We start from the raw sequence: 23,339 nt of genomic DNA on the forward strand, positions 1-23,339 counted from the left end.
GCGCCGCCACACCCAAAAATGGGTATTATTATTTACAATAATAGCAAAGTTCTATTTTTCGATACTATTCACACTAACTTTTGATTTTTTTACAAAACCCACCTAGCTATCATTACGAACAAATACTATATTCACAGTAAGTTTTACCTCTCCTCGCATGAAACATCTTTTACTTATCATCGTCATGTTCGTGACGGGCGTCAATGGCTTCTCGCAAACTTACCGCGCCCTCTCGGGAAAAATCGAAGCTGAAAATTACGACGCTATTTCCGGTGTAGGAACAGAAGCCACAGAAGACGCTGGCGGCGGACTGGATGTTGGCTGGATGAACGACAGCAGCTACGTAGATTACCACGTAAATACTTCTTCCGCAGGATTTTATACTTTCAAAGTTCGTATTGCCAATGGTTTTAGTGACAATGCGTCTTTGCAGATCAAAGGGGCAAACGGTACTGTTTTAGGCCAGAGAACACTCCCACGTACCGGTGGTATGCAAGGCTGGACAACTGTGAATATGTTCGCACTACTGCCCCACGGAGATCAGACCATTCGTTTTTATGCAGAGCGCGGCGTTTTTGCACTCAACTGGTTCGAGGCAGCTCCGTCTGCAATATCCCTGCCCGGTAAAGTGGAAAGTGAGAATTTCGAGCTGGCAAGTAATGTGAGAAATGAGTCTGCGCAGGGTGCCAGTGGTGGAGCGAATGTTACTGATATTGACGACAATGACTGGCTGGATTACAATGTAAATGTGTCCGCTGCGGGTACGTACTCGTTTTTCTTTCGGGTAGCCAATGCGTGGGGCGACGGGTTAATTGAGATCAAAGATGGCAGCGGGCCTTCGCTCGGACAGGTGAGCATTCCGAGAACAGGCGGCTGGCAAAACTATATTACGGTAAGCACAACCGCGACGCTCACAGCCGGAAGCCACATTATCAGACTGCAAGCCACAAGAGGCGCATTTAATTTTGACTGGTTTGAAGTAGCAGGTACTGTGCCCCTTTTGACCCACAATATCCCGGGAAAAATACAGGCCGAAGAGTTTCACAACATTTATAGTGTACAGACCGAAAATTCGAATGATTCGGATGGGACGATGAATGTGAGTGGTATTGATAATGGCGACTGGATGGATTATCATGTCAATGTTCCCGCCGCCGGACCGTATGCATTCAATCTTCGTGTGGCAAGCGCACAGGGGAATGGATTATTTGAAATTAAAAACGAAGCTGGAAACGTATTGGGCGCGGTGAATATCCCCTGGACCGGTGGCTGGCAAAGTTATGCAACGTTCGGCGACACATTGAACCTGCCGGCGGGACATCAGGTACTGCGTTTATATGCAAACAGGGGCGGTTTTAATTTTAACTGGTTTGAGGTACAAACTGTAAATGTGCAGAAACCAGCCGGCGTGATTTCGTTTGACGCGCTGCCCGCCAAAAGCGTTACAAGCGGGCCATTTACATTAACAGCCACAAGTACCAATACCGAGGTTCCGATCACGTTTTCTTCTTCCAATACAGCTGTGATCACCGTTTCCAATGCGGGATCGAACTGGCAGGCCAGCGTCGTCGGCGAGGGCAGCGCGGTTATTACTGCTTCACAAACTGAGAGTACTTCCTTTTCCGCAGCCTCTCCCGTTTCACGTACGCAAGAGGTTCATCCCAATTCTCCCTCTACTCCTTCCAACAAGATCACGATCGACGGCAAGCGGTGGTACCAACTTACAAATGCGTCCAGTTCACTGGAACCGCTCTTCGACGGTAACACACAAGTAAGTGTGAATACCGGCTGGGGGAAAGTTGTGAATGATTATGAAGCCTATTATCCGTTGCTGGAAGGTGAGCAAATGAGTTTGCAAAGCATTAAATTCTTCGATCACGAAGGCTCGGCGGCACAGGCTCCGATGACTTTATCCGTGATCACAAGCAATTGGGAACGCATTGAAATCGCTTCTTTTAAAGGATATGAATACAATAGCTGGGTTGGGCCTTACCCGGATGCGCAGCTTTCGGAGGAAGAAAAGTTTAAGCTCAATTCAGTTGTCGGCAATATTAAATACCTGGTACTGAGGATACAAGGTGTAATGCCTACGGAAATAGAATTTTACGGCACTTACACGCCACCTACACAAGGCGCTTCGCCGGTCCCTCACAAATCGGTTCGATTGGGTGATACTTTTGGTGTAAATGGTTATGAGTGGAATTTTGAGGTAGGTAACAATCCTCAGGTGATCAACGAGCCGCTGATGAATGCGGCTAAAAGCTTTTCCGGCTTCCGTCACTATATGGACTGGGAAAAACTGGAATCGCAGGAGGGTGTCTATTCCTACAACCCAACTATGTCCGGCGGCTGGAATTACGATGCGATCTACGAGCGCTGCAAAGCTGAGAATATTGAAGTATTGGCTTGTCTGAAAACGCTTCCCGGCTGGATGCTGGACAGCTACCCTGCGGGCGAGCGCGACAATGAAAATACGCCTGTACGTTTTGGAATGGACTTTGCTGCGCCTGCATCTTATATTGAACAGGCAAAAATGGGCTTTCAATATGCGGCCAGATATGGCAGTAACACAGCCGTGGATCCTGCATTGCTGAGCACGCACAGCACGCCGAGGTGGTATAATGACGTTCCAAATTCGGTTAAGATCGGTTTGAATCTTGTCAAATACATTGAGTGTGATAACGAGCGTGACAAATGGTGGAAAGGCCGCAAAGCGTACCAGACTGCGCGGGAATATGCTGCTAATTTATCTGCATTTTATGATGGTCATAAAAACACATTGGGAGCTGGTGTTGGTGTAAAAAATGCTGATCCGAATATGAAAGTCGTGATCGCGGGATTGGTAACCGGGTCGGATTATATCAAAGGAATGGTGGATTGGTGCAGGGAATTCCGTGGTTATAAGTCTGACGGAAGCGTGAATCTGTGCTGGGATATTGTCAATTTCCATTTGTATATCGACAATTCGACTATGACCCAGAGCGGCACTTCCACGCGTGGTAGCGCGCCAGAGAATGTCAATGCAAAGAGAATTATTGATGATTATGTAAAAACATCTCACGAAGTTTCTCAGGATATGCCGGTTTGGATCACCGAAACGGGTTATGATATCAATCAGGGAAGTCCTTTGAAAGCGATCGCGATCGGTAGCAAATCAGAGCTGGTTACCCAGGCTGACTGGATATTGAGAACTTCTCTTGTTTCGGCAAGATCAGGGATTGAGAAGGTATTTTACTATCAGATGTATGACGATAACAACGGTTCAGGTATGTTCGGAACTTCCGGCCTGCTCAACTCCGATCAGACCCGTCGCCCGGCTGCGGATTATCTTTTTCAGGTTAATAAACAATTTGGGAACTACCGCTACAAGGAAACCCTGAACTCGGATCCTATTGTGGATCGCTACGAGTTGGATGGAAAATCAATGTACGTTCTGACCGTGCCGGATGAAGTTGGCCGCACAGCTGAATATACCCTGAATCTTAATGAAGCGGGCGTAGCGAAAATCTTCACCCCGCAGGTTGGAAGTAACAATATGAGCTCACAGCAACTGCCGATTATAGACGGACAAGTTACCGTTACAGCTGGCGAAACGCCGATTTTCGTAATAGCCGACAATTCAAATGCAAGAATGGCCCCGGTTGAAATCGCGGCACCAATAGTTGAAGAAGTGCTGCACGCGGAAGTTAATATCTTCCCCAATCCTACCACTGATTTTATCAGCATTGATCTGGCCAACGAAAAAAACTCACAGGTAGAGATCAAGATATTCGAAGCTGCGACCGGCCGCCTCCACCATACTTCGAAGGTGAATAAGCCTGGTAACAAGTTTTCACACCGGATCAATATCGCACACTTCCCGGCGAGCATGTACATTGTAGAAGTCAGCCAGGAACAGGAACACGCGTTCCGAAAAGTAGCGAAAATAAACTAAACGAAAATGGCCTGACGAATCAGGCCATTTTCTTGTTAATATGCTGTTCCGGCAATGCGCCTTTCAAGTCGCGCGCTGCTTTCAAGCCGGGCGATATTGAATTTGTCACGATATTCTTTAGGCGTCACGCCGGTGCTTTTCTTGAATAGTTGCCTGAACGATTTCAGATCGTTATAACCCGAATTCAGCATTACTTCCAACACACTTTGGTCTGTTTGCGCGAGCAGCTTTTTGGCCGCCTCAATCCTCGTACGCTGCAAATATTCGATCGGAGTTACGCCAATCGCCTGTTTGAATCTTCTCACTACATTTCGCCTGCTCGCGGGAATATCCTGAATAAGCGTTTCAATGGTACTTCCTTCCTGATATTCCTTTTCGATTTTTTGCTGGGCAAGATTAACCAGTCCGTCGCCGTGATTGAGGGACGGGCTAAAAGTCCCGAAATATGTCTGCTGCTCACGATCCATATCAATCGCAAACATTTTGGCAGTCCGCAAAGTGAGCTCCTTCCCGCAGTAATGCTGAATGAGATAAAGCATCAGATGAAAACTGCTGGTTGCCCCGCCGCTTGTGTATATACCTCTATCGTCGGTCACCACGGCGTCGCTTTTCATGATCACATCCGGAAAGTTGGTTGCCAGCGCCTGGGCCGAGTCAATATGCGTGGTGGCTTCGCGGCCATTCAGCAAACCACCGGCAGCCAGCAGGAATGCGCCGGTACAAAAACTTGCGAGTTCGGCGCCGTTCTTATGTTGCTCAGAAAGCCAGGAAATACACATCTGGTTTGCCATAATCGAGGCTTTGACATCACCCGCGCCGAATGCAGGCACCAGAATCAGGTTCTGTGCCGACGCATTTTCAATGGATTGCATGGAATACGACCCATAAAATGGGGCCGGTTCTTTTTCGGGAGAGAACAGCGTTATATTAAACGCCGGCTCCTGCCCTGCTTCTTTACAAAACGTATTTACAGATTCAAAAACATCCAGAATAGCCGCCACACTGAGCAAGCGGTGCCTATTCGTAATCAAAAGACCTAGTTGTACCATGGCTGTCAAATACGGATTTAAAAAAGTATGATGGGAAATGAAGTGGCTGTCAATATAGAAAAAATTTGTCCTAAATACCCCTGTTAAGTTACTATTTCGCGTTAAGTTTTTATTTAATGGAGAATAGATTGGATTATTCTGGCCACGAATGCACGAATTTACACGAATGTCTCTCTGCCATTTATGGCATGGATTTGTTAGGAGTTCCACCGAACTTGTGATGAAATGATGAAGATATTAAATAGTAGTTTGCTGATTTTGTTTGTGTTGGCTGTGCTGGTGGGTTGTAAGCCGGTGCCGGTTTCGCATTGGTTTCCGGTTACGCCTCAGGAGCATTATGAGCGCGATTTGTTGAAGGCCAAAATGGAAAAGACAGCAGCCGGACAAACCTGGTTCCGCGTGGGCGAGGCGGTATTGCGTGACTCGGTATTTTCCGTCGCTCCGTATCAGGAGCGTTTTTTCCTGGGCGACTCGGTACCGGCGCAGGCGATCCGATTGCATATTCCAGATGGAAGAAAGCTGATCATTACGCCGAATCGGGCAGATAGTGATTCAAGCAGCCGCCTTTTTGTGGAATTATATAAAGTGAAACAAAACGGCAAAACGCAGCGACTGGACTACCTGCGCCAGGATGGACAATCACTCACTTACACGAATTACGACAAGGATACTTTGCTATTGCGCCTGCAAACAGGTCTGAATGAGCACATTGCGGTATCGCTATCCCTCACCACTTTACCTTCACTCGCATTCCCCGTCGCGAGCCGTGGCATGGGCGACGTAATGAGCTTTTGGGGCGCCGACCGCGACGGCGGAGTACGTTCGCATGAAGGCATTGATATCCGGGCAAAAAAAGGAACGCCGGTTGTGGCGTCTGAAAGTGGCTTTATTACGCAGACAGGTACTAACAATCTTGGCGGAAAAGTAGTTTTCCTTTCGTCTCTTTCCAGCCCTTATTCGTTGTATTACGCACATCTGGACAGCCAGCTGGTATCCACCGGCCAGCGCGTCACTTTGGGAGATACATTGGGACTCGTCGGAAATACCGGCAATGCGATCACTACTGCGCCTCATCTGCATTTTGGGATATATCAGCGCGGGCAGGGTGCGGTGAACCCTTTGCCGTTTATCAACGACAGGCCGGAGAAAGTGCCCGGCTTGCCCGAAATGTCCAAATGGTTGGGAGATACTGTTACACTAAAAAGAAAGGTCAACTTGTTCACATCAGCACAATTTCAAAAAACGGAATTGATCCGGTCGCTGCCCCAAAATACCGTTCTGCGGGTTATTGGAGAAATGTCCAAAGGATTCCGCGTGCAGCTGGAAGATGGAACAAAAGGCTATATTCCCACTGTCCCGCTGCAAGCCTATCAGAGGCAGCGTACAGAAAGTACTGCGGCGATTTCGGATTGATACCAGCAATTATTCCCTGTTTGAAGATGCAAAGGTAATACCCGCATCTTTTTGTCAATCAATCGTATAAAAGCAGGAGACTTGAAAAATCATGCTTTTATACGATTTTATTGAAGTGATTTATTTCGGAATTTTGCAAGCGTTATTTCCAGCTCAACTCCTCCGAATAATCTATGAAATCAGTTTTGCAAGTCGCATTTTTCGTCCTGCTATGCCTGGATGCAGCCGCGCAAGAGAGTGACGCAAAAGCGATTTTGAAACGCATTCAATCCAGTCGGGAAGATACCAACCGCGTTCTCGCTTATATTGACTATGGACAGGTTCTTGAAAATGAAAATCTGGACAGCGCAGCCAAGTATTATCTTCTCGCAGGCCAATTGAGCAAAAAGCTGGACTACCCGGCTGGGAGCTTCAAGTACATTACCTATTACACTTATGTTCTTAACCTCAAAGGGAAATTTGAGCAGGCACTGAAACTTAATAAGGAAAGTCTGGTGATCGCCAGGAAGATGAAAAGCCAGCTAAATATGGCAAAAAGCCAGGCCAATATCGCGGCAAGCTATACCTATCTCGGCAATTTCAGAGAGGCTGTAAAATACTACCAGCAGGCCGCTGGTAATCTCGAAAAGCTCGGAGCGACACAATATCTCCCGCGACTTTACGTAAATATCGGCTCGGCTTTCGAACACGCCAACCTGTTTGAAAAATCGCTGACTTACAAGCAAAAGGCCGTTTCGCTTGCGAGGCAGCAGAAAGATAGTCTGCAACTCGCCGATCTGATCACTAATATCGGCAATACCTACTTCAATCTGAAACGGTACAAGGAAGCAGAAACACACTTAAAGGAAGGGCTTGCGATCTCCGGCAAAATTGGCGCGGATATGTTTGTCATTCAGGGATATACAGGGTTGTGCAGAATTAATAGAGCGCGCAAGAAGCTCGATGAAGCCAGGAATTACGGTGAAAAAGCATTGACACTGGCCAGAAAAGCAGGAAATGTATTTCTGGAAATGGAAGCTTTGCGGGCGCTGATGTTTGTAGCCGAGGACAGTAACCAGACAGATTTATCCGCCGAATATACCGGGCAGGCGCTCAAAATCGCCGAGGAGAATGGTATGACAGACCATCTGATCGAGCTCTATGAAGATTACGCGACCGACCTCTACCGGCAAAACAGGCACCGATCGGCTTATGATTATTTATTGAAGTATGTTCAGCTCAACGATTCCATACAGGGAGCCGATGTGCAGAAGCAACTTCAGGAACTGGATACCAAATATGAAACGGCCCAAAAGGAAAAGCAGATCGTCATTCTTGAAAATGAAAAGCAAACCCGAAATACGCTGATATATGGTCTGATCGCCGGTCTGATCGTACTTCTGGTGATCGCAGTGCTCATTTACAGGAACATTGTGATCAGGAAACGGATCGCGGAAAACGAGGTTACGCAGCTGCAACAGGAAAAGCAACTTGTTGCTACCAACTCTATTCTAAAAGGTCAGGAAGAAGAACGAACGCGCGTGGCCCGCGACCTGCACGACGGGCTGGGCGGGTTATTGTCAGGTATCAAATTAACGCTCAATTCCGTGAAAGGAAATGTAATTCTGCCAGAGGAAAGCGCGCTGACGTTTACGCGGGCGCTCAACCAGCTCGACGGCGCGATTGGTGAAATGCGCCGGGTGGCACACAGTATGATGCCCGAAACGCTCGTCCGCTTCGGACTGATTGACGCGCTCACCGATTTTTGCGACGGTATCAGTACCTCGGGCACGCTGAAAGTGACCATGCAGCATTTCGGGTTGGAAAAACGGCTGGATTCTTCGGTGGAGATCGTACTCTACCGGATTGTTCAGGAGCTTTTGAACAATGTTTTGAAATATGCGGAAGCTACCGAAGTACAGGTGCAGCTCACCAAAGCCGATCACGTTGTGAGCCTTACTGTGGAAGATAATGGCAAGGGATTTGACCTGGCTGCGCTGGAACAAAACAAAGGTGCCGGTTTCCGGAATGTGCAGGCCAGGGTAGATTATCTGAACGGGCGGCTTGATATTCAGTCCGCTCCGGGCGAGGGCACTTCTATATTGGTTGAAATTGAAATCTAATTGAAGTAAAACTTTTACCATGAGTATCAAGATCCTGATCGTAGACGACCACCCGCTGGTACTGGAAGGTTTGAAATCATTACTGACTGACTGTGAAGGTCTTGAAGTAGTCGGAACTGCCTCCAATGCGATCGACGCTATTTCATTTCTCAAAACGAACGAAGTAGATATTGCTTTTCTGGATATTAACCTGCCCGATATCAGTGGAATAGAGCTTTGCAAGAAGATCAAAGAGCAACATCCGACTGTCAAAACGCTGGCGCTGAGCACATTTAATGAGCGGGCTTACGTTTCACGCATGATCCAGAACGGCGCATCGGGGTATTTGATCAAAAGTTCGGGAAAAGAAGATATCCTCGAAGCGATCCGGCAGGTGCAGGCTGGGGGTTATTTTATGAATGTAAATTTCGACCAGGCTACTTCTTCCGCCCCACCCAAAACCGTCCCGTTTTTAACCAGACGTGAAAAGGAGGTATTGATATTGATCGCAGAAGGACTTACTAACCCCCAGATCGCCGAGCAGCTTTTCATCAGCGTCACAACCGTAAATACCCATCGTCAGAACCTGTTAATGAAGTTTGAAGTATCCAATACCGCGTCGCTGATCAAGCTTGCAGCTGGATTGGGGTTGATTTGATGCATTAGCATTTTTTTTGAGCCTCGGCGATATTTCCAATCGGGTCGGGACCTGGAAAAGGCTCTCTACATTACCCAGCGAAATATATATCGGAAACCTTTACTTTGCGCGTTTTTCCTTCCTTCACTTGATTAATCGACTCGAGGAGCTCGTTCCTGTTGGCTTCCGTACTTAGCAGGTATTGGGTAGCGTCATGATTGATAGTAACAGACTTGCTCGAGTTTTTTGGAATTCGCTCCATCTTTTTGGCCATACGTTGCGAGGTTTTAGAAAATCAATCTCATTTTCCTGACTCTAATCGACAATCGGTGCAAGTGCAAATCTTTTCTTTAAACCGATGTACGCAATCCACATCACACAAAGCCCGCCATACGCAAGATAGAGGCGATCCAGCTCGAAGGTTTTTGCATAGGAATAGTAGTATTGATAAACACCTATGATCTGTTTTGAACCATTGAGGAGAGATAAAAACTGAAAACAGGAAGCCCCGAAATCTAACGAATTGATTTGTTCATTTCGGCATTGATATACTAGAACTGTCACATATACTATACCGCCGAATCCGGTCCAGCAGGCGGTAAAAAACGGAGTTACTTCCATTGGCATTACATATTTTGCTCGCCACGGATCCGCTTTTCGCTGTTGACCTCAGCCAGGCCACAAACGGTCGCCCCGACCAGGCCGCCGGTCACGGCACCGGAAAATCCGAACAACGAGCCGCCCAACATTGCTCCTCCTCCAATCCCTGAAAGTGCTGCGGTAATTACCGATGCCCAATTTATATGTGTAATCGCTTTCATCAGGTTTTCAAATGCTTATATGAAATTTACGAAATTCGATTTACACAAATCAAATAACATAGACTTCCTCGAATTATCCTGCGGTAGCTAAATTTTTCAATTCGTCGCCAGACTCCCAAACGGGAAAATCGCTGAGGTCACGTGGGCGCGGTTCATGATCTGGCCGAGTTCTTTGGCTTTTTCTGGGAATTGTGGCGTGAGGTTCGTTGTTTCGGCCGGGTCTTTAGCGAGATCGTAGAGCTCAACCAACGCGTCGGGATTTCCGGCTGCTTTTAGCCTGACAGCCTTCCAGTTACCCTGCCGCACAGCCTGCCGCCCGCCTTGTTCGTGGAATTCCCAGTATAGGTAGTCATGCTTCTTCTGGGTCGGTTTGCCTTTTAATGCATCTGTAAATGAAATCCCGTCGATACCCCGTGGTGATGCCGCTTGTGCGAGCTCTGCGAAAGTGGGGAGTATATCCCAGAATGCACCTATATAATCACTTTTAGAACCCGGCTTGATCGTACCCGGCCAGCGCGCCGCAAACGGTTCGCGAATGCCACCTTCGTACAAATCGCGCTTCACGCCTCTGAAACCGCCGCTGCTATTGAAAAACTTCGGATCAGCGCCACCTTCAACGTGCGGACCATTGTCGCTGGTAAAAATGATCAGCGTATTTTTATCCAAACCCTTCTCTTTCAACTTATTGACCACCTGCCCCACATACATATCCAGCCGCGCGACCATTGCCGCAAAGGTAGCCCGCGGATATTCCTGTGATGTATATCCGCCATTTGTCGCATTCGCGCCATAATCAGCGCCGCGGTGAAATTTCTCTTCAAACTTTCCTTTGTATTGCTGAAACAAACTATCGTCGGGGACCAGCAGCTCGGCATGGGGCAATATATAAGGTAAGAACAGAAAAAATGGCTGGCGGGAATCCTGTTCGTCTACAAATTGAAGTGCCTGTTTCTGGATCAGATCAGGTGCGTATTCTTTTTGAAACCTAAGGTTCTGATTCGCTTCCAGCACAATTTTGCGATCGTTGTCCCAAAGGTGATTGGGATAATAGCGATGGGCCAGACTCTGACAATTATATCCGTAAAATTTATCAAAACCCTGCTTGCCAGGCTCTCCTTCCGAACCCACCGGCCCCAGCCCCCATTTACCGAAAGCCGCCGTTTTATACCCCGATTTTTTCAAGATTTCCGCAACTGTCGTCACTGAATCTGGGATAGGATGCTGTCCCTCAGGCTGCACAGCCTTGTTTCCACGAATATAGGTGTGGCCGGTATGCTGCCCGGTCAGTAAGGAAGACCGCGACGGCGCGCAGACAGAAGTACCTGCATAAAACTGCGTAAATATCATCCCCTCACTCGCTAGCCGGTTGATATTCGGTGTTTTGATTAGCTTCTGACCATTAAAACCCACATCGCCGTAACCCAGATCGTCGGCAAGTATGAAAACAATATTCGGACGCGCAGGTTTACCTGACTGTGCCCATAACGCCGGCGACAGCAAACTAAAAGCAAAACACAATTTAAAGAAGGTAACCTTCATAGAATCTCAAAAAGCACTTAATTCATTAAAAAAGACATTGTGACCGCAGTAATACTTGATTAACAATTTTAACGCATTACCTGACCTGCCGGTCTCACATTTTTCCCCGTCCGCTGTTGCAGATCGTCTCCCAAATCTTCGCGCGCATTTTCCGCGATCTTTTCCAGATCGGCCACAATAGCCGGATGCTGGTCAAGTACATTGTATCTCTCCCCAGGGTCGCGGGTGAGGTCATAGAGTGCTTTGGGAAATGCGTGGTCTTCGGGACTTAGGCCGGGCTGGCCATTTGTTCCGGGAGCTGAACCTTCATAAGTTCTGCCTGGATGTGCGAAAACCAGCTTCCAATTATGCTTTCTGACTGCTTCGAGGTTGTTTTTCCGGTAATAATACAATAGTTGCTCACGGGGTGTTTTGGTCTCGTCCCCTTTAAGTAAATCTGTAAAGTCGATACCGTCGATTTTCTCTTTCGGCAGGCTGGCTCCGGTCAGGCGGGCAATAGTAGGCAGCACATCGAGGGTGGAAAGCAGCTTGTTGGAAACTTTGCCGGCAGGTACCACGCCGGGCCAGCGGATAATGCAAGGCTCGCGCTGCCCGCCTTCAAACGAAGTCCCTTTTCCCTCACGAAACCCGCCGGACGAACCTGCGTGATCGCCGTAATTGAGCCAGGGACCATTATCGCTGGTAAAAATGATCAGTGTATTCTCATCAATTCCCTGACTTTTCAACTCTTTCATCACCTCTCCCACCGACCAGTCAAGCTCCATTAAAACATCTCCGAAAATCCCTCTTTCACTCTTCCCCCGAAATCGCTGTGAGGCAGCAAGGGGAACGTGCGGGAGCGGATGCGGGATATACAAAAAGAACGGCTTGTTTTTATTTTTACGTATAAATGAAACAGCGCGCTCGGTAATTTTCGGCGTCAGTTCACTGGCGTCTTCCAGGTTCTTGATCTCTTTTCCTGGCTTATTACCCTCGATCCAATGCAATGGAGGATATTTCGCGCGTTCCTGCCACGGATGGAGCGGCCACATATCGTGCGAATATGGTACCCCGAAATATTCATCAAATCCTTGCTGCAACGGCAAAAATTCCTGCTCGCTGCCCAAATGCCATTTACCAAAAATCCCCGTCGCATATCCCCGCGCCTTCACCAACTCCGCAATTGTCTCCTCTTTTGGATTGAGTCCTACTTTCGACCCGGGGCCGAATGCGCCTGAAATACCGATCCTGTTCGGATAACAGCCCGTCATCAATGCAGCTCTTGACGCACTGCAAACTGCCTGAGCTGCCATAAAATTGGTAAAACGTGTACCCTCCGCGGCCAGCTTATCGAGGTTTGGCGTTTGATAACCCAGCGCCCCGGTCACCGAGAGGTCGCCATATCCGAGGTCGTCAATGAAAAAGAGTACGATATTCGGCGACTTTGCAGCCGGCTTCGCGGATTGGAACCCGACCAAAAAACAGATACTAAAAAAAACAGCAGAAGCTAAAACGATTCGGAACATAAGGATATGCAGATTATGACGGAAAGGGAATTTATCAAATAATCTTTGTTTTGAGGTCCTAAGTATGATTTTGTTAGATATTCTACCTCTTTCGTCCACAAGGCTGTTATTTATGATTGGCAGCTTTGTCACTATTATATTCTTTCATTTATATTTTTTGCAAAATTTAAATAATGCTTTTGGAAAATTAAATTCACATTTATATCTTGCGGGTACGTACCCGATACATATCTTATCAATGCGTCTCCGCGCGGCGCATTGGGCTATCCGTTTCTTATTTTTTTAAACTAAAAAATCTATATGGCCTAAACGTTTTCGAAAATTACGGGTACGTACCCGCTCACTGTTCCAGCCTTTAACCCATTTCAAAATGAACAAGATCAAACTCTACTATTTTAAGGTATTCGCGTGTTTACTAATTCTCGTACAAGCGTCACCAGCTACTGTGCAGGCGCAAACGGAGATTCCTGTCAAAGGAAAAGTGATAGACAAACAAGCTCAAATCGGCCTCCCTGGCGTAAATGTGGTCGTGAAAGGGACAGACAAAGGGATAAGCACGGATGCGGAAGGCAATTTCACCATCAATGCCGCCAAAGAATCTGTTCTGGTATTTTCATTTATTGGGTATGATAAACAGGAAGTTACCGTCGGCAGCCAATCTGCGATCGATGTAATTTTGCAACCTTCACTGACCAACCTGGAAGAGCTCGTAGTGGTGGGTTATGGTACGATGAAGAAAAGTGACCTGACCGGCGCGGTGATGCGGGTGAATAAAGAAGCTTATCAAAACCAGTCGATGACGCAGCTGACGGATATGCTGACGGGCACTGTGGCTGGTTTTTATGCCAATCAATCTACCACCGCAGCTGGTGGCGGGTCGCTTGAAATACGCGGGCCTAAATCGCTGAATGCATCCACCGAGCCAATGATCGTGCTCGACGGGGTGATTTTCAATGGCAGTATCAGGGACATTAATCCATCTGATATTGAGACGATTGACATTTTGAAAGACGCCAGTTCCACAGCCGTTTTCGGAGCGCGGGCGGCGGCCGGGGTTTTGATGATCACTACTAAAAAGGGAACCAAAGGCAAAACGACGATCAACTTTTCAAGTGAGCTGGGGATTACAGAAGTGGCCAATGATTTCAGGCCTTTCGGTGCCGACAATTACCTTGATTTCAGAAGGGACATATTGCGCGTGACCAACTCAGGAAATCCCGGCTACTATTATTTTAACCCACAAAACCTTCCTGCCGGCGTAACCGTAGACCAATGGAGAAAAGCCAGCAATAATCCGCAGCCCGACAATACCGACGAGTGGCTGGGCAGATTGAGACTTTTCCCTACCGAACTTGAAAATTACAAGGCCGGCAAGTCGGTGGATTGGTACAATAAGGTAATGCAGCCCGGTCTGCGCCAGAATTATGATCTGAGCGTCGCGGGCGGCTCTGATAAGTTTAATTACTACTATTCACTGGGTTACACCAACAATGAAGGTGTGGTGATCGGCGACAAGTTTTCTGCATTGAGAACGCGCCTGAACGTGGATTTCACTGTAACGGATTGGCTGAATGTGGGTGTAAACACGCAGTTCTCCGACCGGGATGAAAGTGCGGTACCTGCCAATCTTTCGGGTATGTTCAATACCAGTCCGTACGGTTCCGAATTTGATGCGCAGGGAAATGTGAACTGGTACCCGCACGATTATCCCGGAGGTATCAATCCTTTGATCAATTATTATGGTCAGGATAAATACCGAAAGATCAACAGCTTGTTTGCCAGTATGTTTGCCAAAATAAAACTACCTTTTGGTATTGATTACAAGCTCTCCTACCAGCCGCGTTTTCAGTTTTTGAAAGACTACAACTTCTGGTCGTCGCAAACGATCGTCGGTGGAAATGACCATTCAAATGGATACGGAACGCGCCAGGAATCTTCCAATTATGAATTTATTTTAGATAACCTTTTGCATTGGAACAAACAATTCGGGAAACACAGCTTTGACGTAACCCTGCTTTACAGCACCGAGAGAAACCGGAAATGGTACACGCAGATCAGCAACGAAATATTTGTCCCGAACCAGAACCTGGGCTTTAACGGGCTGCAATACGGTACCAATCCTGCATTAATGAACGCGGATTCGATCATTACCGGCGATGCGGTGATGGCGCGGTTGAATTATACTTTTAATGATAAGTACCTGTTTACGGGCTCGGTGCGCCGCGATGGTTACTCAGCTTTTGGGATTAAAAACCCAAGGGCGGTTTTCCCGGCGGCCGCACTGGCTTGGCGCATTTCGGAAGAGGAATTTTTCGACCTCGACTGGGTGAGCCAGATGAAGCTGCGTGTATCATGGGGAATAAATGGAAACCGGGAGATCGGGGCATATTCGGCGCTCGCGCAAATGCAGCAGAATTTGTATTACGATGGTACCAATGTGCAAGTGGGCGTATACAACAGTACGTTAGCGAACCACGATCTGGTTTGGGAGCGTACGCAGTCTATCAATATTGGTACTGATCTCAGTTTATTCAAAAATAAGATCGATTTCAGCGCGGAATACTACGATATGACGACGACAAATTTGCTCATGAACCGGCTACTTCCGCAGCTGACAGGCTTTCAGAGTGTGACTTCGAATTTGGGCAGGTTAGGAAACCGGGGTTTTGAAATGACGGTCAATACCGTGAATATGAACCGCTCGAAACTAAGCTGGCGGTCGAGCTTTGTTTTTTCATTGAACCGAAACAAAATCAAAGAGCTATTTGGTGATTATGAGACAGTTGAGGTGGACGGAAGACAGGTAACCCGCGAGCTGCCCGACTATTCTAACGAGTGGTTCCCGGGCCAGGCGATCGACCGGGTTTGGAATTACAATATCACCGGAGTTTGGCAAACTGCTGAGAAAGATGCAGCCGCAGTGTACCGTATGGAGCCGGGCGATTTCAAAGCGGAAGATGTGAATAACAATGGGGTTTACGAGGCATTATCTGATAAAAAGTTCATCGGCTGGGAGCGTCCGAGATTCCGTTTGGGGCTTCGCAACGATGTTAATTTCCTGAAATATTTCACCGCTTCTATATTCGTACGCGCCGATCTGGGGCATATTGGTTCGTTTGCTGAAGCTTTGCACCGCGGCTCTGAAACGTACGATCGCCGGAATACCTGGGCGATTCCTTATTGGACGCCCGACAATCCGATCAACGATTATGCGCGGTTGAATGTGAATGAAAATGCATTCGGCGGCGGCGTGATGATCTACAAGCCACGTTCATTTGTGCGGATCCAGGATCTTTCGCTGGGTTACAACTTGCCTTCGAGCATTTCCGAAAAGATCAGGCTGAACAATGCGCGCCTTTTTGCCTCCGTGCGCAACCTGTACACTTTCGATAAATGGCCGGGCTGGGATCCTGAGTCGGGTTACAGCCCGATGCCGCGTACTTATACTTTCGGCGTTTCCGTCTCACTTTAATGCATTGCAATCCAAAATTCTGAAATCATGAAAAGGATACCGAACATATTATTTACGATTACGATACTGGCTGCTGTCGCGCTTTCCTGTACCGAAAAATGGCTTGAACCAAAACCCCTTTCCTTCTTCACGCCTGAAAATGTGTACACGGATAAAGCGGGCTTTGAATCGCTGCTGATCACGATGCGGAAAGACCTGAAAAATGAGAATACGGGCAATATCAGCTTTATGATCAACGAATTCGCCGCCTCCGACCTGGGCGCGGCCAGCGTGCAGCTTGACTTTTACAAGCTCACCCCGAATACCGACAGATACTATAAGTTTCTGGCGATGTTCAATTCAGCATATAGCGCAATTAAAAACGCCAATGTGCTGATTTCCAGAATTGATAATATCAAATGGAGCAGTGAAGAAGATCGTAACCGGCTTCTGGGCGAAGCTTACTGGCACCGCGCATATTGGTATTACCGGCTCGTGAACACTTATGGCGATGTGCCATTTATCGGAAAAGAACTAATAGGCGCCAAGCTGGATTTCCAAACGCACAGCCGCTGGACTATTTTGAACAAGATCCAGGCAGATATGGAATTCGCGGTTCAATGGCTGCCGGCGACTGCTCCGGCCGGGGCGATCTCGAAAGGCGCGGGTAACCATTTGCTGGCGAAGATATGTCTGGCGAACCTGCAATTTGACAAAGCGATCGAAGCAGCGTCCGCGGTGATCAATGGTCCTTATGCATTGATGAAAACGCGGTTTGGCGTATCTGCCGCAGATGCGAAACGTAATGTGATCTGGGATTTACACCGCCCGAAAAATTTCAATACAACTCAGAATACGGAGACGATCCTTGCGGTTGTAGACCGTTTTGAAGCGCCTCCGGGGGCGAAATCAGTTGGTCTTTACACCATGCGGCATTATAATAGTGCGTGGTGGAATGCGGTGGTGCGGGATAGTCAGGGTAAGGCGGGTACGCTTGCTTCGGGGCCGATGTACGATTCGCTTGGTCGCGGAAATGGAAATGTGAGGCTCACGCCATTTTACCAATATGATCTCTGGAAATTCGGCAATGCAAACTGGAAAAACACGACGGATCTGAGGAGAAGCAATATCAACTGGGTTGATCTCGACGAGCTGCTTTATAATAATCCTGCGTCTGTCGACTTTGGAAAACCGATCAAACCGCAGAATATGGCGGTACTCGCGGACACTTTCTATTCCCTTTACGCGATGCCGCATTACATTACATTCGTGCCGCAGGACGATCCGAAAGCTGCCCCGATGGGCGGAAACGGCGACTGGTATATTTTCCGGCTGGCTGAAACTTACTTACTGCGTGCTGAGGCGCATTTCTGGAAAAATAACCTTGCCGCCGCCGCTGCCGACCTGAATGTAGTACGCGAGCGGGCAAAAGCATTGCCGGTTGCTGCGGGACAAGTGACGCTCGATTTCATATTCGATGAGCGCGCACGCGAGCTTTTTGCCGAAGAACCGCGCCACTCGGAGCTGGTACGTGCTTCGTATATCACAGCCAAACTGAACAAAGGAGGTTATGATCTGCCTAATTTCAGTACCAAAAATTACTATTATGACCGCGTTTATTCACGCAATAACTTTTACGAAAAAAAGGTCTCGTATATTGGAAACATAGCCGCAATAGCGCCTTTCCACGTACTCTGGCCCATTCCTTCTATCGTGATTACAGCCAATACCCTCGCTGTGATCAATCAGAATACAGGTTACGAAGGTTCGGAGCGAAACATTGCGCCGCTGGAAACGATCGAATAGCCGCTCTTATGAGGCTGCATCAAAGTAAAAGCAACTTGGATGCAGCCTTTTACAAATAGCAAATATGCTGGCAGTGCTTTACTATTTTTGGGAAAACGCTCTTTATATTGGGCATTCAATGCCTTTCAGATAATACCGGATGAAAAAAGATACCACTTACTACGGCGTGAAGGAGATTGCGCGACGGGCCAATGTTTCTATCGCCACGGTCGACAGGGTCATTCATAACCGGACGGGCGTTTCGGAAAAGACCAAGCGGAAGATCAACGATATTATTAAAGAGCTTGACTATCAACCCAATATACTAGCAAGCAGGCTCGCTTCCAGAAAAATTATTACGCTGGCTGTCCTGATCCCGCGGGTTTCGGAAGAAACAGATTTCTGGGAAGCGCCTTTGCGCGGTATCAAGCGGGCTGAATCAGAGATAAAAAAGTACGGCATTGAAATACTCCATTTCTTTTTTGATTTGAATGATAAAAATTCATTTGAAGAGCAGGCGCGCAAACTTTTGAAGGAAGATGTACAAGGTGTGCTGTTGTCCCCTTCATTTATTGAAGAGTCAAAGGAATTTGTACAGGCTTGTCACACCAAAAAGATCCCGCTTGCATTCATAGATTCTGACTTACCCGGCCAGGATAACCTTTGCTACATCGGGCCGCATTTGTTTCACAGCGGTTATGTAAGTGCCAAATTGCTGACTTACCGTTTGAAGGAAAACCACAAAGTGCTGGTTGTCAATATTTCCAAGGAGATCGACTATAATTACCAGCAAATCGAAAAAGGCTTCCGCTCCTATTTTACGGACCACAATCAGCCCTGCGAAATCGTGCGGATTGACATTGCTGATACCGATAACTTATCGGTTACCAATGCATTGACACGCGTTTTACACGAACATGAAGATCTGGAAGCGATTTTCGTGACCAATTCGAGGGTTTTTGCAGTTGCCTCGTTTTTGAAGAAAAGCAAGCGGACTGATATTTCACTGATCGGTTTTGACTTTTTAAAGGAAAATATCAATTACCTGAACGAAGGTTTGATCGATTTCCTGATCTGCCACAAACCCGAAGAACAGGGTTACCGCGGGTTAATGGCGCTTTATCAGAAACTGGTGCTGGGCGCTCCCGTCGAAAAGGTGCATTTTATGCCTATTGACATCATTACCAGGGAGAACCAGGCATTTTATCAGAACTGATTTTTTGCAAATTCAAATATGTTAGTATATTTACGGGTACGTACCCGAGCTCGTTACGTACTTACTATTCCTAAACACTTTTCCTGACATCTCTATGCATTCGCTTAGCAGAAGAACATTCATTTTACAATCAGCCGTAGCAGGCGCCGGGCTTAGTTTGCTCGATTTCCAATCTTTATCAGCCAAACCGGCGGACGGAAAGCGGGTAGGCATTATTGGTCTTGACACTTCCCACAGCATTGCTTTCACCAAAGCGCTGAACGCCGCCCAGCCAGATCCTGTTTTTGACGGCTACAAAGTCACGGCTGCCTATCCTTACGGCAGCAAAGACATTGAATCCAGCGCGAAACGCATTCCGGGATATATTGAAGAAGTAAAAAAATTGGGCGTAGAGATCGTCGATTCTATCAAGGATTTGCTGAGCAAAACAGATGTGATCCTGCTGGAAACGAACGACGGCAGGCTGCATTTGCCGCAGGCGCTCGAAGTTTTTAAATCGGGCAAGAGGATGTTTATTGACAAGCCGGTTGCAGGATCTTTAAGTGATACACTGGCTATTTACGAAGCTTCCAAAAAGTATAAAATGCCGATATTCTCAGCCTCTTCGCTGAGGTATATCAAAGGCATTGAGGCAATTGATAAAGCCAAAGTATTGGGCGCAGATACATTCAGTCCGGCTGTTTTGGAGAAAACACACCCTGATTTCTACTGGTACGGCATACACGGCGTGGAAACTTTGTACACGGTAATGGGCACAGGCTGCAAAAGCGTAACCCGCGTGAATACGCTGAATACCGATATTGTAGTGGGGATTTGGGAAGATGGCCGCACGGGTACATTCCGCGGTACGCGCTCGGGAAAGCACGATTACGGCGGGACAGTTTTCACTCAGGATGGAAACAAAGTATTGGGTCCGTATGGAGGCTATGAGCCTTTGTTAAAGGATATTATCAAATATTTCCAGACTGGCGAAGTGCCGGTGACACCCGAAGAAACGATCGAGATATTTGCATTCATGGAAGCCGCTGACGAGAGTAAAAGACAGGGCGGCAAAAGTGTATTGCTTGAAACAGTGCTGGCGAAGGCCCGCAAAAAATAAGAATCTGTTCCGTCACCTAAACCCGGAAATCTCATGAAACAATTCCTAAACAAGCTTTCGAGAAGGAGCTTTATTAAACAAAATTCGCTGGCTGGCGCGGGGCTCGTACTTGCCTCAGCTGGTGCTTCCAGTGCATTTTCAATAAATAATAATGCAGCCCAAAAACCGGCTATACTCGGCGGTCCCTCGGCTTGGAGTGCTACAAAGTGGCCTACCTGGCCGCAATGGAACCCGGAAACGGATGAAAAGCAGGTTTTGGAAGTATTAAGAAGCGGCGTTTGGTCGCGGGCGCAGGTAGTAACCCAGTTTGAAAAAGAATGGGCTGCGGCGCTGGGCGCGAAAAGGGCGCTGGCTGTTGTAAATGGTACCAATGCATTGGTGGCGACGATCAATCAAATGGACATCAAAGGAGGCGACGAGGTACTGGTGCCGCCTTATACGTTTATAGCTACCGTTTCCGCGGTTTTGTCAAATGGCGCGATGCCCGTTTTTGTTGATATTGACCCGGAAACTTTTCAGATTGACCCGGCAAAAATTGAAGCGAAGATCACGCCGCGCACCAAAGCGATCATCGCCGTGCATATTCTCGGCCTGCCAGCAGATATGGACCGGATTATGGCGATTGCAAAAAAGCATAAGTTACTAGTGATCGAAGATGCGTGCCAGGCGCATTTGGCAGAATATAATAAACAGAAAGTAGGCACGATTGGTGACGCGGGCTGTTTTAGTTTTCAAAACTCAAAAAACCTTCCTATCGGTGAAGGTGGCGCGATTGTGAGTAACAATGACAAGTTCATGGATCGTTGTTTTTCCTATACCAACTTTGGAAATCCGTACGGAACAGCTGTGGGCTCGGTGGGTACCGGGAGTATAATGCAGGGTACCAAGCTGCGTTTCACCGAATACCAGGCTGCTATCGGGCTGGCGCAGCTGAAACGACTTGATGCGCAGACTACTACCCGCCACGAGAATGCAGAATATCTTAAATCTCAGATCAAGGATATTCCCGGAATTGTGCCTTACAAACTGTACGATAATGTGACCAAAGGCGCATTTCACCTTTTTCCATTCCGGTTTCAAAAAGCGGGTTTCAAGAATCTGAGCCGAGATTTGTTCTTGAAAGCATTGCAATCGGAAGGTGTACCCTGCGCGAGCGGCTATGCGACTTTGAACACGCAGCCTTACCTGAAAGATACATTTGAGTCGAAGAACTATAAGAGAATGTACCCAAAGGAAATGCTCGATATCAATCAATATAACGAGCGGAATAAGTGTCCGGTGAATGATCAAATCTGCAACGAAGAAGCTGTCTGGTTTACGCAGAACATGCTTTTGGGGACCCGAGAAGACATGAAATCCATTGCGACGGCGATCGAAAAAGTATACGCCCACGCGGATCAGATCAAAACAGCTGCGAAAAAATGAGAGCATTTCTGCTGATTTCGCTGGTAATGCTGCATTCGCTGACTTTTGCTCAAAACAAAGGGTGGAAAGCAGGCGTGGCCAAAGTGGCGATCACGCCCGAAGGTCCGCTTTGGATGGCGGGATTCGCAATTCGCACGCACCCTTCCGAAGGTAAGCTGCACGATTTGTGGGCGAAAGCTTTGGCGCTGGAAGATGCAGAGGGAAAGCAGGCAATTCTGATCACGACGGATCTGCTCGGTTTCCCGAAAAGTATGTCAGACGAGATCAGGAACCAGCTTTTGGCAAAATACAAACTCTCCAAAGCTCAAATAATTCTCAACAGCTCGCATACGCATTCAGGTCCGGTTTTGGGAAGTGCATTGTCAGATATTTATCCACTGCAAGCCGTAGACCAGAAGAAAATTGACGCCTATTCTTCGTCGCTCGTAACCCAGATCGTGACGCTGGCGGGCAATGCATTGAAAGCTTTGCAACCTGCTACTTTGCAATCGCAAAATGGCGTGGCGCGGTTTCAGGTAAACCGGCGAAATAACAATGCAGCTACGCTGGAAAGGCTGACCGAAATCACCGGCCCGGGCGACGCGGCGGTACCGGTATTGAAAGTGTCTGACGCAAAAGGAAAAATGCTGGCGGTTGCATTCGGCTACGCTTGTCACCCCACTGTTTTGGATTTGTATAAATGGTCGGGCGATTATCCGGGTTATGCGCAGATCGAGCTTGAAAAATTGTATTCCGGCACTACTGCATTGTTTTTCCAGGGCGCCGGCGCGGACCAGAATCCATTGCCACGCCACACGGTTCCACTTGCTATTCAATATGGAAAAACGCTCGCAGCTGCCGTAGAGCGCGTTTTGAGTGAAGATATGAAGACTTTGGAACCGACATTATCGACTGCCTATTCGGAAGTGGGGCTATCGCTTACTACTGCCCCTACCAAAGAACAATTCACTGCATTAGCCAAGAATACGAAGGGTTATCAGCAAAAGTGGGCGAACAGGATGCTCGAAAAAATCGAAAAGAAGGAGTCTTTTGCTACCTCCTACCCTTTTCCACTGCAAGTTTGGAAGCTGGGTGACCAGGCGATTATGACCCTCGGCGGCGAGCTGGTGGTGGATTACGCGATCAATCTCAAAAAGATATTCGGCCAGGAAACTTTCGTGATGGGCTATTCCAATGACGTGATGACCTACATTCCAAGTGCCACTATTCTGCGTGAAGGCGGCTATGAAGGCGAGGCGGCTGCGATTGTGTACGGTTTGCCCGCGACCTGGGCTTCCGATGTTGAAATTCAAATTCTGAACGGATTGGTGCAGCTGGCCAAAGAAGCGGGCGTGACCAAACCTGAATCCAGGGTTATTAAAACTGACAAAAAGTGACCAATAAC

At 47.6% G+C, this 23,339-nt stretch carries 16 protein-coding genes; 10 read left to right on the forward strand and 6 right to left on the reverse strand.

Going from position 1 to position 23,339, the window contains the following annotated elements:
• Nucleotides 1–157: 157 nt before the first annotated feature.
• Nucleotides 158–3,934, forward strand: a complete 3,777-nt coding sequence (locus tag KOD92_RS13365) for a carbohydrate-binding protein (RefSeq protein ID WP_229254661.1) — start codon at nt 158–160, stop codon at nt 3,932–3,934.
• Nucleotides 3,935–3,969: 35 nt separating this feature from the next.
• Here the strand turns inward: KOD92_RS13365 and KOD92_RS13370 are convergent, their stop codons facing one another.
• Complete coding sequence (locus tag KOD92_RS13370) at nt 3,970–4,983, reverse strand: GlxA family transcriptional regulator (RefSeq protein ID WP_215234070.1); 1,014 nt, start codon at nt 4,981–4,983, stop codon at nt 3,970–3,972.
• 225 nt (nt 4,984–5,208) lie between these two features.
• Here KOD92_RS13370 and KOD92_RS13375 point away from each other — a divergent pair, with 225 nt between their 5' ends.
• From KOD92_RS13375 to KOD92_RS13385, 3 genes are all read left to right on the forward strand, one after another.
• Complete coding sequence (locus tag KOD92_RS13375; protein WP_229254662.1) at nt 5,209–6,396, forward strand: M23 family metallopeptidase; 1,188 nt, start codon at nt 5,209–5,211, stop codon at nt 6,394–6,396.
• 173 nt (nt 6,397–6,569) lie between these two features.
• Nucleotides 6,570–8,498, forward strand: coding sequence for a tetratricopeptide repeat-containing sensor histidine kinase (locus tag KOD92_RS13380; RefSeq protein ID WP_215234071.1), 1,929 nt, complete (start codon nt 6,570–6,572; stop codon nt 8,496–8,498).
• Nucleotides 8,499–8,517: 19 nt separating this feature from the next.
• Entirely contained in the window at nt 8,518–9,135 is a 618-nt protein-coding gene (locus KOD92_RS13385) for a response regulator (RefSeq protein WP_215234072.1), read from the forward strand.
• A 70-nt stretch (nt 9,136–9,205) separates the two neighbouring features.
• On the opposite strand, the gene KOD92_RS13390 is transcribed toward KOD92_RS13385, so the two are convergent.
• From KOD92_RS13390 to KOD92_RS13410, 5 genes are all read right to left on the reverse strand, one after another.
• Nucleotides 9,206–9,388, reverse strand: coding sequence for a hypothetical protein (locus KOD92_RS13390; protein ID WP_215234073.1), 183 nt, complete (start codon nt 9,386–9,388; stop codon nt 9,206–9,208).
• Nucleotides 9,389–9,429: 41 nt separating this feature from the next.
• On the reverse strand, nt 9,430–9,735 hold the full coding sequence (locus KOD92_RS13395; protein ID WP_215234074.1) for a hypothetical protein: 306 nt from the start codon (nt 9,733–9,735) through the stop codon (nt 9,430–9,432).
• Between the two features lie 5 nt (nt 9,736–9,740).
• Nucleotides 9,741–9,935 (reverse strand): hypothetical protein, encoded by a 195-nt coding sequence (locus KOD92_RS13400; RefSeq protein WP_215234075.1) that lies wholly within the window; start codon nt 9,933–9,935, stop codon nt 9,741–9,743.
• A 96-nt stretch (nt 9,936–10,031) separates the two neighbouring features.
• On the reverse strand, nt 10,032–11,474 hold the full coding sequence (locus KOD92_RS13405) for an arylsulfatase (RefSeq protein ID WP_215234076.1): 1,443 nt from the start codon (nt 11,472–11,474) through the stop codon (nt 10,032–10,034).
• Between the two features lie 68 nt (nt 11,475–11,542).
• Entirely contained in the window at nt 11,543–12,979 is a 1,437-nt protein-coding gene (locus KOD92_RS13410) for a sulfatase family protein (protein ID WP_215234077.1), read from the reverse strand.
• A 370-nt stretch (nt 12,980–13,349) separates the two neighbouring features.
• Between KOD92_RS13410 and KOD92_RS13415 the strand changes: the two genes are divergently transcribed.
• The 6 genes from KOD92_RS13415 (at nt 13,350) to KOD92_RS13440 (ending at nt 23,331) form a co-directional block, all read left to right on the forward strand.
• Nucleotides 13,350–16,451 (forward strand): SusC/RagA family TonB-linked outer membrane protein, encoded by a 3,102-nt coding sequence (locus KOD92_RS13415; RefSeq protein WP_215234078.1) that lies wholly within the window; start codon nt 13,350–13,352, stop codon nt 16,449–16,451.
• A gap of 27 nt (nt 16,452–16,478) precedes the next feature.
• Entirely contained in the window at nt 16,479–18,236 is a 1,758-nt protein-coding gene (locus KOD92_RS13420) for a RagB/SusD family nutrient uptake outer membrane protein (protein ID WP_215234079.1), read from the forward strand.
• Between the two features lie 139 nt (nt 18,237–18,375).
• A complete protein-coding gene (locus tag KOD92_RS13425) occupies nt 18,376–19,431 on the forward strand; it encodes a LacI family DNA-binding transcriptional regulator (protein WP_215234080.1) in 1,056 nt (351 codons plus the stop codon).
• A gap of 94 nt (nt 19,432–19,525) precedes the next feature.
• Nucleotides 19,526–20,530: a Gfo/Idh/MocA family protein gene (locus KOD92_RS13430; RefSeq protein WP_215234081.1), complete on the forward strand. Its 1,005-nt coding sequence runs from the start codon at nt 19,526–19,528 to the stop codon at nt 20,528–20,530.
• A 33-nt stretch (nt 20,531–20,563) separates the two neighbouring features.
• A complete protein-coding gene (locus KOD92_RS13435; protein WP_215234082.1) occupies nt 20,564–21,955 on the forward strand; it encodes a DegT/DnrJ/EryC1/StrS family aminotransferase in 1,392 nt (463 codons plus the stop codon).
• Nucleotides 21,952–23,331: a neutral/alkaline non-lysosomal ceramidase N-terminal domain-containing protein gene (locus KOD92_RS13440; RefSeq protein ID WP_215234083.1), complete on the forward strand. Its 1,380-nt coding sequence runs from the start codon at nt 21,952–21,954 to the stop codon at nt 23,329–23,331. The genes KOD92_RS13435 and KOD92_RS13440 overlap by 4 nt, the downstream gene beginning before the upstream one ends.
• Nucleotides 23,332–23,339: the final 8 nt, after the last annotated feature.

The organism is Dyadobacter linearis (genome assembly GCF_907165045.1).
In the GTDB taxonomy this organism is placed as follows: domain Bacteria; phylum Bacteroidota; class Bacteroidia; order Cytophagales; family Spirosomataceae; genus Dyadobacter; species Dyadobacter linearis.

Coding starts and splice junctions, on each gene's coding strand:
- KOD92_RS13365 (WP_229254661.1), top strand. CDS start 158: ATGAAACATCTTTTACTTATCATCGTCATGTTCGTGACGGGCGTCAAT.
- KOD92_RS13370 (WP_215234070.1), bottom strand. CDS start 4,983: ATGGTACAACTAGGTCTTTTGATTACGAATAGGCACCGCTTGCTCAGT.
- KOD92_RS13375 (WP_229254662.1), top strand. CDS start 5,209: ATGATGAAGATATTAAATAGTAGTTTGCTGATTTTGTTTGTGTTGGCT.
- KOD92_RS13380 (WP_215234071.1), top strand. CDS start 6,570: ATGAAATCAGTTTTGCAAGTCGCATTTTTCGTCCTGCTATGCCTGGAT.
- KOD92_RS13385 (WP_215234072.1), top strand. CDS start 8,518: ATGAGTATCAAGATCCTGATCGTAGACGACCACCCGCTGGTACTGGAA.
- KOD92_RS13390 (WP_215234073.1), bottom strand. CDS start 9,388: ATGGCCAAAAAGATGGAGCGAATTCCAAAAAACTCGAGCAAGTCTGTT.
- KOD92_RS13395 (WP_215234074.1), bottom strand. CDS start 9,735: ATGGAAGTAACTCCGTTTTTTACCGCCTGCTGGACCGGATTCGGCGGT.
- KOD92_RS13400 (WP_215234075.1), bottom strand. CDS start 9,935: ATGAAAGCGATTACACATATAAATTGGGCATCGGTAATTACCGCAGCA.
- KOD92_RS13405 (WP_215234076.1), bottom strand. CDS start 11,474: ATGAAGGTTACCTTCTTTAAATTGTGTTTTGCTTTTAGTTTGCTGTCG.
- KOD92_RS13410 (WP_215234077.1), bottom strand. CDS start 12,979: ATGTTCCGAATCGTTTTAGCTTCTGCTGTTTTTTTTAGTATCTGTTTT.
- KOD92_RS13415 (WP_215234078.1), top strand. CDS start 13,350: ATGAACAAGATCAAACTCTACTATTTTAAGGTATTCGCGTGTTTACTA.
- KOD92_RS13420 (WP_215234079.1), top strand. CDS start 16,479: ATGAAAAGGATACCGAACATATTATTTACGATTACGATACTGGCTGCT.
- KOD92_RS13425 (WP_215234080.1), top strand. CDS start 18,376: ATGAAAAAAGATACCACTTACTACGGCGTGAAGGAGATTGCGCGACGG.
- KOD92_RS13430 (WP_215234081.1), top strand. CDS start 19,526: ATGCATTCGCTTAGCAGAAGAACATTCATTTTACAATCAGCCGTAGCA.
- KOD92_RS13435 (WP_215234082.1), top strand. CDS start 20,564: ATGAAACAATTCCTAAACAAGCTTTCGAGAAGGAGCTTTATTAAACAA.
- KOD92_RS13440 (WP_215234083.1), top strand. CDS start 21,952: ATGAGAGCATTTCTGCTGATTTCGCTGGTAATGCTGCATTCGCTGACT.